This is a genomic window from Bradyrhizobium sp. BRP22 (assembly GCF_020194175.1).
Lineage (GTDB): Bacteria > Pseudomonadota > Alphaproteobacteria > Rhizobiales > Xanthobacteraceae > Bradyrhizobium.
The window spans coordinates 13,611-25,932 of record NZ_JADYVX010000029.1 but is presented as its reverse complement, the minus strand read 5'-3'; the positions used below and the strand labels follow the sequence as shown (position 1 = coordinate 25,932).

The 12,322-nt window shown below is 63.1% G+C and carries 11 protein-coding genes; 8 read left to right on the top strand and 3 right to left on the bottom strand.

The features are described 5' to 3' along the window. The first annotated feature begins 417 nt into the window (after positions 1–417). The 3 genes from I6F35_RS28800 (at position 418) to I6F35_RS28790 (ending at position 3,680) form a co-directional block, all read left to right on the top strand. Positions 418–561: a hypothetical protein gene (locus tag I6F35_RS28800; RefSeq protein ID WP_225121031.1), complete on the top strand. Its 144-nt coding sequence runs from the start codon at positions 418–420 to the stop codon at positions 559–561. A gap of 2,057 nt (positions 562–2,618) precedes the next feature. Next, a complete protein-coding gene (locus tag I6F35_RS28795; protein WP_225121030.1) occupies positions 2,619–3,173 on the top strand; it encodes a PAS domain-containing protein in 555 nt (184 codons plus the stop codon). 63 nt (positions 3,174–3,236) lie between these two features. After that, positions 3,237–3,680 (top strand): cupin domain-containing protein, encoded by a 444-nt coding sequence (locus tag I6F35_RS28790; protein ID WP_225121029.1) that lies wholly within the window; start codon positions 3,237–3,239, stop codon positions 3,678–3,680. A 63-nt stretch (positions 3,681–3,743) separates the two neighbouring features. On the opposite strand, the gene I6F35_RS28785 is transcribed toward I6F35_RS28790, so the two are convergent. Then, complete coding sequence (locus I6F35_RS28785; RefSeq protein WP_225121028.1) at positions 3,744–4,133, bottom strand: hypothetical protein; 390 nt, start codon at positions 4,131–4,133, stop codon at positions 3,744–3,746. 262 nt (positions 4,134–4,395) lie between these two features. Between I6F35_RS28785 and I6F35_RS28780 the strand changes: the two genes are divergently transcribed. From I6F35_RS28780 to I6F35_RS28770, 3 genes are all read left to right on the top strand, one after another. Further along, positions 4,396–5,547, top strand: coding sequence for a DJ-1/PfpI family protein (locus tag I6F35_RS28780; protein ID WP_225121027.1), 1,152 nt, complete (start codon positions 4,396–4,398; stop codon positions 5,545–5,547). A gap of 105 nt (positions 5,548–5,652) precedes the next feature. Next, a complete protein-coding gene (locus I6F35_RS28775) occupies positions 5,653–8,010 on the top strand; it encodes an Orn/Lys/Arg decarboxylase N-terminal domain-containing protein (protein ID WP_225121026.1) in 2,358 nt (785 codons plus the stop codon). 6 nt (positions 8,011–8,016) lie between these two features. Further along, a complete protein-coding gene (locus I6F35_RS28770) occupies positions 8,017–8,577 on the top strand; it encodes a GNAT family N-acetyltransferase (protein WP_225121025.1) in 561 nt (186 codons plus the stop codon). Between the two features lie 26 nt (positions 8,578–8,603). Here I6F35_RS28770 and I6F35_RS28765 read toward each other — a convergent pair whose 3' ends face one another. Together I6F35_RS28765 and I6F35_RS28760 are read right to left on the bottom strand one after the other, a co-directional pair. Further along, positions 8,604–9,008: a hypothetical protein gene (locus I6F35_RS28765; protein ID WP_225121024.1), complete on the bottom strand. Its 405-nt coding sequence runs from the start codon at positions 9,006–9,008 to the stop codon at positions 8,604–8,606. Between the two features lie 8 nt (positions 9,009–9,016). Further along, the gene (locus tag I6F35_RS28760; RefSeq protein WP_225121023.1) at positions 9,017–9,238 is read right to left on the bottom strand and encodes a hypothetical protein; all 222 of its coding nucleotides are present in this window, start codon (positions 9,236–9,238) and stop codon (positions 9,017–9,019) included. A 364-nt stretch (positions 9,239–9,602) separates the two neighbouring features. Here I6F35_RS28760 and I6F35_RS28755 point away from each other — a divergent pair, with 364 nt between their 5' ends. Both I6F35_RS28755 and I6F35_RS28750 read left to right on the top strand, forming a co-directional pair. After that, complete coding sequence (locus tag I6F35_RS28755) at positions 9,603–10,151, top strand: DedA family protein (protein ID WP_225121022.1); 549 nt, start codon at positions 9,603–9,605, stop codon at positions 10,149–10,151. A gap of 904 nt (positions 10,152–11,055) precedes the next feature. Beyond that, entirely contained in the window at positions 11,056–12,300 is a 1,245-nt protein-coding gene (locus I6F35_RS28750) for a glycosyltransferase (RefSeq protein ID WP_225121021.1), read from the top strand. The last annotated feature ends 22 nt before the right edge of the window (positions 12,301–12,322 follow it).

Genomic DNA, 12,322 nt, shown 5'->3' with positions numbered 1-12,322 from the left:
TAAACCGGACGTCAAGCGGACAGCCGCTTAATGAGTACATGCCCTAGTACGGCTTCTTTATATCATTGGGGCATGTCCCCAATAGATTCTGCTCTCCCCCACATCGAAGTCTTCTCGCGCTCCGCCGAGTACGCGAGCACACGAGAGAGGATAGTTCGATGCGACCCACAGGCAAAACCACCGGCCAGCGCGGCCGGTCTAGGTCCGCGCGCGATCACCGCCGGCATACAAAAGTGAAGCTAAAGCACAAGGCCCGCAACGCGCGGGTAGTCGGGAAGTGAGCGTGTGACCCTAGTCGCGTCACACGTGCATAAACGAGCGGTGTGTGCGGGTTTCGGTGTCCGCGGTCCGGGGGGAGTACGGCAGCGAAAGATGCGGGGGCGGACAGCGCCCTGTCCGTTCCCCGCGGGTGATGTTATGACCTATACCGATCTTCTTCTGCGCTTTGTCTTCGTCCTGCTCATCTACCTACTGTTGGAGGTAAAGGAGCTTCGCAACTTGATCGCGTATTATATGGAGTTGCCCAGCAATCGGCACGGTTCGGATCACGGCGGCGGGTGAGAAGGGTCATGGCGCTGAGCTTAAATTGATGAGCTTAAAATTTTGGATTCCTCAGGAACAACAGCCCGCGATCACCGTATCGTCCTGATAAAATGAGAGGAAAGAATCATGAGGACGATCTATTTCGCTTCGGTTTGTGGTGCCACTCTTCTGGCAGTCACCAGCTTCGCAAACGCACAAGGAACGGGCGTCACTGCAAACCGCGATCAGGGCGTCACGCCCAAGCAATGCTGGGATGTAAGCAGTAACATCATTCGCGAAAAGAACCCGGCTTCCGCTGGTGCATCATCGTCGGAAAAGGCACCTGAAACTACAGTCGGGTCGACCACGTCAGGCCCAACCGGTTCTAGCGCTTCTGGCTCAACTAGCTCCACTGGAAATGCGTCGGCCCGTCCGGCGGGAATGCCAGATTGCTGACACACACTCCCACGGTGGCGTGCCTTGTACGCGATGGTGACCGTTCATAATGGTCATCTGAGTGGTTGATGTCTGCCCGGCACGGGCTATCTTCGGGCCATGTTCCGTGCCACCTTCCGAACTCTTCCTCCGTCCCACCATAATCGGCGGCGAGAGGCGCGAAGGCGACTATGTGGTCGTCTGGGATGACCTTCCGATTGGGCGCATCTACAGCAGCCACGGAGTCGGCGGCCACGACATTTAGAACTGGGCAGTCATCCTGCCCAACGTCCCCCAACTACCCGATCACCGCGGCAGCGGTTTGGACCTCGAAAAGCGCCAAGGCCCACTTCATGGCGACTTGGCTGCGGGTGTACCCGCGGCTGAGCGAAGAGGACATTGCGGAGGCCCGGAGAATCTCGCAGGACCGAAGCCGACCTTGGCACAAGAGATCAGATGCATGAAGTTCGTCGAAGAGCGTCCCAACGCCGACTCGGTGTGCTAAATTGATTTTGGGAGTGTCCTAATTTGCTCGTGGGTCCGTAGCGGAGCTGATGCGATGCAATCTAACCAAAGGCCAGACACGGTCTCCGCGGGCGAATTTATTGTCGGAACTCTTGTCGTTGCGGGTCTCGTGAAGTCAGAGGACGCCGCACGCGCGATCAAAATCGTCGAGGAAGAACTTGGTGTTTGGCTTGCGATCCAAAACTACAACAAGGCAAACTAAAAAGGCCGCCGGCCGAATCTAACGCCTGCCTCAGGTTCGCGATCGAGCGCGGTTGCCTCTGGATGCATGCGAGCGGCACTTTACGTGAAGATCACGCCGTCCGGAGCCGATCTGTTCGCGTAGCGGGCTGTGTCCGGTCGTCGCCTGCTGCAATTGGCTCAACCTCAAATCGCAGACGGGCTGACGCCGACGTCCACCTTGATCGCGACGAAGCACACCGGAGGTCCATGGGATACACCGCGCCAGCTTGGCCGGCAGTTCAGCAACTTCATCAGCGCGCTGAAGAAGGAAGGCTGGTCGGCGAAGGCCTGACGATGCATGGCCTGCGCGTCACCTTCGCCGCGGCAAAGGAAGCGCGAGACCGGTGCCACCGACGAGCAAGTGGCGGCAGCGCTCGGTGATCGCGACAAGCGAATGGAGTGCCCACTAAACGCGGCACGTGGAGAATGAGCTGAAGGTTATCCACGCGTTCACCGGGAACATGAACAGAACAGGATTTAGCCAACAGGGCGGCCCAGGTTTGCCAGAACGGCGAAAAACCAAGAAAAAAAATCGTCTAAGGAATAAGGGCGGGCCCTGAGAAGCCCGCCCCTCTGTTGCTTTCGGTCTTGTCACACCCAAAGGGACGGGGGACATCCCCCACCCCTCCCCGCGCGATGACCTGATTGTTTGACGCCACCTGTGTACGAACCCGCCGGCCCCTGGAGAACAGCCGGCAAGAACGGGAATGAGTGGACAGTAGAGGGACATGCGGGCAGCGCCAAGCTCATAGTTAATTTAACCTTAACACCCCAAAGCTGCCGAAAAGCCTGCCAAAACATGGCCGCGGCATGGACGCTGCAAAAGTTCCCTTGCACTACAGAGAATGAACGAGCTTGCGCGAAAGCGGGACAGATGTGTCCCGGCAACCGCAAGTGCGAGGCAAGGTTATTTAATGAAGCATCCGGGAAGCCGCGAATTCTTCGCTTATTGGGACAAGACGCGTGGCAACGCGCGTGCGCCCGATCGCTGCGACCTCGATCCCGAGGCCGTTCGCGACCGGCTCGGCGACATTTTTGTCCTGTCCTACGAGCATGAGGCGGGCTTTCCCTTTCGCGTCGCCGGTACGCGCGTCTGCGCCCTGCTCGGCCGCGACCTGAAGGACAAGAGCTTTACCGGGCTGTTCACCGGCGATAGCCGCAGCGAGATCGAGGACATCGTCACCTTTGTCGCCGAGGAGACGCTGCCCGCCATCGCCGGCGTCACGGCATCGAGCCAGGCGGGCACGCCGGAGCATCTTGAACTGCTGCTGCTCCCCTTCAACAACCGTGCACACGTGCCGGTGAGCCTCACCGGCCTGCTCGCGCCGATCGAAAGTGTTGCGACCACGTTCTCCGATTTCACGCTGACCTCGTGGCGCTATCTGCATCCGCCGGAACGTTTCGTGCCGCGTGCACTGCGAAAGCTGGCGATCGCGCGCGGCTTCATGGTCTATGAGGGGTTGCGGTAATCGCTGACGCGGCGGCGCGATCCGGCTATCATCCCTTCGGTTCAACGAAACCGGAGGAACGCCATGGACGCTGCGACGCCGCAGGCGCATCAGACTGCCGACACGCATTCACATCTCGTGCGCCCGCAGGAAATGGCGTGGCAAAAGACCCGTTTCCCCGGCTGCGAGGCCAAGACGCTGCTGTTCGACCGCAAGACCGGCTTGATGACGGCCTTGATGCGCTTTGCACCGGGCGCGGTGCTGCCCGATCACGAACACGTCAACATCGAGCAGACCTACGTGCTCGAAGGTTCGCTCGTCGACAAGGAAGGCCCGGCGCAGGGCACTGCCGCGAAGTCGGGCGAGTTCATCTGGCGCGAAGCCGGCAGCCGCCACGTTGCCTGGTGCCCCGAAGGCGGACTGATCCTCGCGATCTTCCAGGTGCCGAACAAGTTCTTCGAAGCCGACGGCCGCGTCGTGGACGCGGCCGGTGCTGACTGGGACGAGGCGTGGGGACACACGAGATGACGGCGCGATAGCTTGCCACAACGGCTGCGCTGATCCGCGCCTCTCACATTTCCGAGATCAACCTCAGGGTTGCGCGAGGTGCCAGGCGCCGTTCAGAAATCCGTCGCCAGTGATGTCGCCGGGCTTCTGGTCCTTGGCGAAGGTGTACAGCGGTTTGCCCTTGTAGGCCCACTGCTTGGAGCCGTCGTCACGCGTGATGATGGTGTAGCCCTCGCCTGACTTGTCGCTCGCCTCGGCCTTCAGCACCGGCCAATTGGTCGCGCACGGGCCGTTGCAGACCGACTTGCCATCGGAATCCTTGTCGAAGGTATAGAGGGTCATGCCCTTCGCATCCGTCAGCACAGTTCCCTTCGCCGTGGTGCCGGTCTTGGTCGGCGGCGCGGCAAGCGCTGCGGAGACTGCCGCCAGCGAAATGACGGTGGCGAGTGCGAAAGCAAACGACGGGTTCTTCATGATAGCTCCTGTAAGGAAGTGGCTTGCATGAGTAGGACATGCGCAGGCGCGGTCTATTCCGCCGGAGAGCACGGAGAATTTTTTCGCCAGGCGCGCCCAAGAAGGGGAATAAGTCGGCAAGGAGCCTTCGACCGACGTTCACTGCGATCCGCCGCTGCCCTTGTGTCGGTTTTTGCCGGATTTGCGTCATTTCGGAGCGCGCCGTGAGCGGCTAGTTTGCGCGGCAGAGGCGACCTGGTGAACTCATCGAGCGACGTAGGCAATGAACTGGCGGCTTCTTGCGTGGGGCGGTCTTGCCGCTGCCGCGCTTTTCCCGATCATCGGTGGCGGCTGGCTTCTGACGCTGCCCTCGGCGCCAGCGCTTGGAAGCGCGCCGCCGATCGCGAGCCAGGAGGCTGATGCGACCATCACGGCGTTGAAGCCCCCGAAGCGGCAACGACCGCTGATCGCGATCGTCGGCATCAACGAGCAGACCGAGACCACCGACTATCTGATGCCCTACGGCATCCTCAAGCGCGCCGACGTCGCCGACGTGATGACGCTTTCGACAGGACCCGGACCGGTGACGCTGTTTCCGGTGCTGAAGGTTGAGCCGGACGCAACCATCGCGGCGTTCGATGCGCAACATCCTGACGGTGCCGATTATGTCATCGTGCCAGCGATGAGCCGCGATGACGATCCAGCCGTCGTGCAATGGATCAGGGACCAGGCGCGAAAGGGCGCGACTATCGTTGGCGTCTGCGTCGGCACCATGGTGGTCGCCAGCACCGGCCTGCTCGACGGCAAGCGGGCGACCACGCATTGGTACTCCCTGAAAAAGCTGCGCGAGAAACATCCCGCGATCGAATACATCAGGGATCGCAGGATCGTGGTCGACCAGGGCGTGGCGACCACAACGGGGATCACAGCCTCGATGCCGATGTCGCTCACGCTGATCGAGGCGATCGCCGGTCGCGACAAGGCGCAAGCGGTCGCACGCGAGATCGGCCTTCCCCGCTGGGATGCGCGTCACGACAGCGGCGCGTTCCAGTTCACGCGGCCATTCGCGCTGACGGCGATCCAGAACACGCTCGCCTTCTGGGACCGCGAGCAGCTCGGCATCGCGCTTGCACCCGGCATTGACGAAGTCTCGCTCGCGCTTGCAGCCGACGCCTGGTCGCGGACCTATCGTTCGCGGGCGGTGACCTTTGCCGCGACGGCGGAGGCGCAGCCGAGCCGCAACGGACTGCGCATCGTTCCGGATCAGGTCGCGACCGACTGGCCCGCGGAGCGATTGCTGCAACCGGTCGGGTCGCTGCCGCCGGCGCAAGCGCTGGACCAGAGCCTGCAGCGGATCGAGGCGCGCTACGGAGGGCGCACGGCCGACTTCGTCGCCATGCAGCTCGAATATCCGAAGCAAGGTCCACCGGATTGAAGTTGCCTCGGTCCACCCAGGCATAATTTCCCCCCGCCGGCGCCATCGTCATCTGCCTGTCACGAAATGTGCCGACAGCTCGCTCGGACCATTCCGAGGACACCGATGGACTATTTCCGACGCTTCACCTTCCTGTTCGCGGCGCCCGTGTTCGATCCGGAGGATCTCGAGGGCATCCGCTTCAACCAGATCATCGACGAGATCCAGCGTTCCGGCTTCGAGGTCGTGCGCGCCCGCAAGCTCGAGGACGCCGAGATCGCGGTGCAGACGGATGCGGCGATCGGCTGCATGGTGGTGGACTGGGGCAAGAAAGGGTTGGAGGGCAAGACTGCTTCGCTGATCAACCTGATGCGACGGCGCGGCCTCGACTTCCCGATCATCCTCCTGATCCGCCGCAAGCGGTTCGAGGACCTGCCGGTCGAGGTGCTCGATTTCATCGACGGCTATGTGTTCCTGTCCGAGGAAACGCCGCCCTTCATCGCCAAGAACCTGATCAGCCGTCTCAAGCAATATGCCGAGACGCTGAAGACGCCGTTCTTCGGCGCGCTGGTCGACTATGCCGAGGAAGGCAACCAGCTCTGGACCTGCCCCGGCCACAATGGCGGCGTGTTCTACAGCCGCAGCCCGATCGGACGCGTCTTCGTCGAGCATCTCGGCGAAGCCGTATTCCGCGACGACCTCGACAACTCCGTGCTCGACCTCGGCGATCTCCTCACCCATGAGGGACCGGCGCTGCGGGCGCAGAAGGAAGCGGCAAAAATCTTCGGCGCGGAGAAGACCTATTTCGTGCTCAACGGCACCTCCACGTCCAACAAGGTCGCGCTCGGCTCGCTGGTCACCGACGGCGACCTCGTGCTGTTCGATCGCAACAACCACAAGGCCGCCCACCATGGCGCGCTGCTGCTCGGCGGCGGCATCCCGGTCTATGTGCCGACCGAGCGCAACGCCTGGGGCCTGATCGGGCCGATGCGCTGGGACGTGCTGGTTGAGGCCGCCTTGCGCGAGCGCATCCGCAACCATCCCCTGGTCAAGGACAAGGACGCCTGGAAGCGGCCGCGCCCCTTCCGCGTCGCCGTCGTGGAGCAGTGCACCTATGACGGCACCATCCACAGCGCAGAAATGATCCTGAGGCGCATCGGCCATCTCTGCGACTACATCCTGTTCGACGAAGCCTGGGCCGGCTTCATGAAGTTCCACCCGATCTATGCCGGCCGCTTCGCCATGGGCCTCGCCGATCTCGGCGCGGAGGCGCCCGGCATCATCGCGACGCAATCGACCCACAAGCAGCTCGCGAGCTTTTCGCAGGCCTCGCAGATCCACGTCCGCGACCGCCACATCAAGGGCCAGAAGCGCCGGGTCGAGCACCGGCGCTTCAACGAGAGCTTCATGCAGCACGCCTCCACCTCGCCGTTCTATCCGCTGTTCGCCTCGCTCGATGTCGGCGCGCAGATGATGAAGGGCCGCTCCGGCGAGGTGTTGTGGGACGACACGATCCGGCTCGGCATCGAGCTGCGCAAGAAGATCCGCGCCACCCGCCGCGAGTTCGAGGAGAACGAGGCCCGTCCCGAGCGCCGCTGGTTCTTCGAACCATTCGTGCCTGATCGCGTGATGATCCCCGACGTCGCGCGCGAAGGCAGCGCGCACAATGTCGCCTGGGAAACCATCTCCACCGACCAGCTCGCGACCAATCCCGCATTCTGGCAGCTCGGGCCCGGCGGTGCCTGGCACGGCTTCCCCGGGATGACGGCGGGCTTTGCCATGACCGACCCGAACAAGCTGACGCTGCTCACGCCGGGATTCGACCACACGACCGGCGCCTATGCCGAGCACGGCGTCCCCGCCCCGGTCGTGGCGCAATATCTGCGCGAGAACCGCATCGTCGCCGAGAAGAATGACCTCAACTCGCTGCTCTTCCTGCTCACCCCCGGCGTCGAGGCGAGCAAGGCGGGGACGCTGATCTCGGGGCTCGTCGCCTTCAAGAAATTGCATGACGACAATGCGCTGCTCGAAGACGTCATCCCCGAATTCTTCCGCCGCCGGCCTGCCCGCTATGCCGGCGTGCGCCTGCGCGACCTCTGCGGCGACATGCACCGCTTCTTCCGCGCGGCCGATGTGAGCGCGCTGCAGCGCGAGCAGTTCCTGCCCGAGCACCTGCCCGATATCGCGATGTCGCCGCGCGAAGCATCACGCTATCTCGTCCGCAACGACGTCGATTATCTGCCGATCGACGAGATTTCGGGCCGCATCGCCGCGACGCCGTTCGTGGTCTACCCGCCCGGCATCGCCACCATCGTGCCGGGCGAACGGCTGTCGGAACGGACCCGGCCAATGATCGATTACCTGAAGATGTTCGAGGCGTCCTTCAACGCGTTTCCGGGCTTCGAGGTCGAGATCCAGGGCGTCTACAAGGAAATCGACGGCGCGGGGCGCGTACGCCTGTTCACTTACGTGATTTCCGAGTGACGGCCGATGCTGAACGAGGACAGGATCACCGTCAGGCCGTCGCGTGAGGCCGATGTCGAGGCCATGCTGTCGATCTACCGCCGCCACATCCGGCGCGGCGTCGACGACAGCGTCGAGGACAGCGGGGTGCCGGAGCCGGATGACTTTCGCGACCGGCGCAAGAATTTCCGCAACCATCGCCTGCCGCATTTGGTTGCGATCCGCGGCGCAGATGTGGTCGGCTATGCCTATGTGGTGCTGTTCCGGAAGCGACCGGCCTATCGCTATGCAGTAAAGCATTCGATCTATGTCCGCCACGACCATGTCGGCCGCGGCATCGGGCGCCTCCTGCTCGGCGAACTGATCGACGCCTGCGCGGCGGCCGGGTTTCGCCAGATGATCGGCTATATCGACAGCGACAACGCCGCCTCGCTGGCGCTGCACGAGCGGTTCGGTTTCGCCCGCGTCGGGCTCCTGCCCGGCGTCGCCTATCGCTTCGGCCGCTGGGCCGACACCGTGATGGTGCAACGCTCGCTCGGCCCCGGCACTACCGAGCCCCCGCCGCCCGCGCCGCTATCACGGCGGTAAGGATCACGACGGTCAGCAGCGGCCAGCTATGTCGGCCGCCAGCGCACCGGAAAGCTCCGCGCCACCGCGAGCGCTGCGCGCTCATTGGCCTCGAGCGCGATCTTCTGCGCCAGCATGACGTCGCCGGCCACCAGCGTATCCCTGGGCACGAAGCACCAGCCGGCGTGCAGCCGGCCGAGTTCATCCAATTCATAGATGTTCATGCCAGTGCCGTGACGAATCCGGTAGCGTTTGCCGGTGTGACAGCCGATCACGTCGAAATGGCCGCTCGCCTCATATTGCGCGAGCTGCTCGGGCGTCAGCCATTCCTTCAGCAGCGACAGGCCGCGGGACTGGCTGTCATCCAGCACGCAATATTCGACAAACCGCCGCCAGGCCGCGCGCGCCAGCCGCGCGGCCTCGGCGAACGCCCGCGACAGCCCGCCGGACATCGGCCGGCTTAGCCGCCGACAAGTCGCGGATAGAACAGCGTCTCTTCGGCCTTGGGATCGAACGAGCGGATCACGTTCGGCTGCCCCGACACATCCCGCACCGCCGCGGTGTAGCCGCTCTTCATCAGAGCGTCGAAGCGCAGTTGCGCCTCGCGCAGGGCCTTCTCGTCGGCGGGATTGAAATTGTGCCGGCTGTCGCCAGTGTGATCCATCACGATTTGCGTCGCCATCCCCGCACTCCCTTGCTGGATGAAACTGCAAAGCTAATGAGAGATTAGGGCGAAAGTTCCGGCTGCGCCAGTGCAAAGTCGCGAGAGGCCTTTCGATTTCGCACGTCGCCGTGGTAGCCTCAATTTTAGCCACCGCCGAACCGGGCGCTGCGCACCGCGTCATCGTGGTGACGGGTTTGTGGCTCGATGCACAGCGACACGTCGGGATGCGCCCGGATCCGCTTCTCCAGCGCCTCTCGATGCAGCGCTCGGTGTCCAGCGGCCGCATGTGGTCGGCAATCCCCGGGCGACGTCGCGGTGATGGCCAAGGGATGGCCTAGTGATCGCCAGGTGACGGCCAGAGCGGATCGGAAGCGGCGGTGACATGTCTCTCGAAGAATCCAGCCGGCATGTCATCGACTTTGTCAGGGATCACCAGGCCTGGGCGGCGCCGATCGTCTTTGCCCTCGCCTTCGCTGAATCGCTCGCCTTCCTCTCGTTCGTGGTGCCGGCCTGGGCCGTGCTGGTCGGCCTCGGGGCGATGATGACGTCCGGCGGCATCGCCTTCCTGCCGATGCTGTTCGCCGGCGCGCTCGGCGCCGCCCTCGGCGACTGGCTGTCCTACTGGATCGGCGGCAAGTTCAAGCCTTCGATCGGCCGGCTCTGGCCGTTCGCGCAGCATCCGCAGCTTCTGTTTCGCGGCGAGGTCTTCATCAAGAAGTGGGGCGTGCTCGCGATCTTCATCGCCCGCTTCTCCGGCCCGCTGCGCGCCTCGGTGCCGATCGTCGCCGGCATGCTGCGGATGCCGTGGCAGCCGTTCCAGATCGCGAATTTCGTCTCGGCCTTCGTCTGGGTCGCGGTGCTGCTGCAACTCGGCGACGTCAGCGCGCTGGCGTGGGGATGGTTCTGGGAGCATGTGGTGCAGAGGTTTTGACGGTGAGTGGCGTGATTGCGCAACAGCGTCATTGCGAGCGCAGCGAAGCAATCCATCTCGCCACTCGCGGAGGCATGGATTGCTTCGCTGCGCTCGCAATGACGGGCGGTGAGTTCTGGTTCAAATTTCAAACAGCTCTCCGCGGTCATCGTCCGGCTTGACCGGACGATCCACTATTCCAGAGGCGGCGGTGCTTGAGCCGAGAGGCCGCCGGGTACTGGATGCCCGCCTTCGCGGGCATGACGGTGGAGTGTGGTGAGACAGGAGTTCACGTTCTCGCGGCGCATGGCGTCCGAGGTTTGCATCTGCTTTCACCCTCCTCGATAGCAGAGGGCGCAGGGAAAGCCGGGTGCCGGTTGCACCCGTGGGTCCCGTGCAAAGAAAGCACGGGGGTAGGACCACAGGTTCAACCGAAAACACTCCGGCTTTCCCTGCGCGATGGTTTACAGGCTTACTTCGTGCTCTTCCCGGTGACCGGGCTTTCTTGCCACCGTCACCCGCGCCAGCTCTTGCTGCTCGCGAGCTTAGCGCCAGCGTCGGGGCGCCAGAACCACACGACTTCGCCGTCCGTGATGCGCGTGCTCGTCAGTCACACCCATCACGTCCACCGCATCTCACCGCAACGTTCGTGACGATCGCGAGCCGCCCCTCATCCGCCGTGAGACGCGCGGAGTTAAATCACTGATTTGCCCGACGACGGAAGCGGAATATTTTTTGCGCGAGGGATGGACAGACTTTCGTCCTGATTTGCCCGACGGGCACTTTTTGCATAGCTCGAGAAGATGGCTGACATTGTTTGGAACGTCGCCGCTGCAACCGCAGTTGAAGGCGAGCGCGCAAGCCGGGCTTGAAGCGCGATCGGACGTTGATGTGATCAAACTCCTCAGCCAAAGGTGCGCAGCCTATGTCTCTGCCTCCCCCAGCCATCGATCGCTCGACTCTCGGCCTGCATTCGCTCGAGCATTACGCGCCGATCATCGGAGCTGCCGCAGCGGAACGCATCGAACGAAAGGCCGACCGTGTAGGGACGATGCAGGTCGCGCACATCAGTTCAACCTTCTATGGCGGTGGCGTCACGGAAATCCTCACGCCGCTGACGCTGATGATGAATGCGACCGGGATCGAAACCGACTGGCACCTGGTGCAGGGCACGCCCGGTTTCTTCGCCTGCACCAAGAAGCTGCACAATGCCCTGCAGGGGCAGGAGCTGGAGTTTTCCGAACAGGAAAAGGCGATCTACGAAGAAGTGGTGTTCGAGAATGCCACCAGGCTGCACCTTGAAGACTGCGATGCCGTGATCGTGCATGATCCGCAACCGCTGCCGCTAGTGCGGCACTTTGCGGAGCGGGAGATGCCCTGGTTGTGGCAATGCCACGTCGATCTCTCCTCGCCCCACCCGCCGGTGTGGAATTATCTGCACCAGTTCATCGAGCCTTACGATGCCGCCATCTTCTCGCTGCCGGAATACGGGCAAGACCTCGGCATCGATCAGCAGTTCATCACGCCGGCGATCGATCCGTTTTCCGCCAAGAATGCCGAATTGTCCGAGCAGGAGATCAGGGACACGCTGAAGTACCATCGTATCCCGACCGATCGCCCCCTGGTGACGCAGATCTCGCGGTTCGACCGGTGGAAGGATCCGATCGGCGTGATCGAGGCGCACCGCAAAGCGCGCCGGGAGGTGGACTGCACGCTTGTGCTGGTCGGCAACAATGCGAGCGACGATCCTGAAGGCCACGTCATTCTCGAAACCATCAAGCGTTCGATCGACGATCGCGTCATCGTGCTCGCCGTCGATGATCCGATCCTGGTGAACGCGCTGCAGCGCCACTCCGCCGTGGTGCTGCAGAAATCGACGCGCGAGGGGTTCGGCCTCACCGTGACCGAGGCGATGTGGAAAGGCGCCGCCGTGATCGGCGGCAATGTCGGCGGCATCCGGCACCAGATCACGGATGGCGAGAACGGCTTCCTGGTCAGCACGGTGGACCAGGCCGCCGATCGTATGGTGCAGATCCTGAAGGACCCACAATTGCGCCAGCGGCTCGGCGCGCGCGCCAGGGAAACCGTGCGCGAGAGATTCCTGATGAGCCGCCTGCTCGAGGACTGGCTCGATCTGCTTGCACGCTACGAACGGCCCGTTTGCCGATAATTCCCGAAAATCTTCGCCGGCG

Coding starts and splice junctions, on each gene's coding strand:
- I6F35_RS28780 (WP_225121027.1), top strand. CDS start 4,396: ATGAACTGGCGGCTTCTTGCGTGGGGCGGTCTTGCCGCTGCCGCGCTT.
- I6F35_RS28790 (WP_225121029.1), top strand. CDS start 3,237: ATGGACGCTGCGACGCCGCAGGCGCATCAGACTGCCGACACGCATTCA.
- I6F35_RS28800 (WP_225121031.1), top strand. CDS start 418: ATGACCTATACCGATCTTCTTCTGCGCTTTGTCTTCGTCCTGCTCATC.
- I6F35_RS28760 (WP_225121023.1), bottom strand. CDS start 9,238: ATGGCGACGCAAATCGTGATGGATCACACTGGCGACAGCCGGCACAAT.
- I6F35_RS28765 (WP_225121024.1), bottom strand. CDS start 9,008: ATGTCCGGCGGGCTGTCGCGGGCGTTCGCCGAGGCCGCGCGGCTGGCG.
- I6F35_RS28770 (WP_225121025.1), top strand. CDS start 8,017: ATGCTGAACGAGGACAGGATCACCGTCAGGCCGTCGCGTGAGGCCGAT.
- I6F35_RS28795 (WP_225121030.1), top strand. CDS start 2,619: ATGAAGCATCCGGGAAGCCGCGAATTCTTCGCTTATTGGGACAAGACG.
- I6F35_RS28785 (WP_225121028.1), bottom strand. CDS start 4,133: ATGAAGAACCCGTCGTTTGCTTTCGCACTCGCCACCGTCATTTCGCTG.
- I6F35_RS28750 (WP_225121021.1), top strand. CDS start 11,056: ATGTCTCTGCCTCCCCCAGCCATCGATCGCTCGACTCTCGGCCTGCAT.
- I6F35_RS28755 (WP_225121022.1), top strand. CDS start 9,603: ATGTCTCTCGAAGAATCCAGCCGGCATGTCATCGACTTTGTCAGGGAT.
- I6F35_RS28775 (WP_225121026.1), top strand. CDS start 5,653: ATGGACTATTTCCGACGCTTCACCTTCCTGTTCGCGGCGCCCGTGTTC.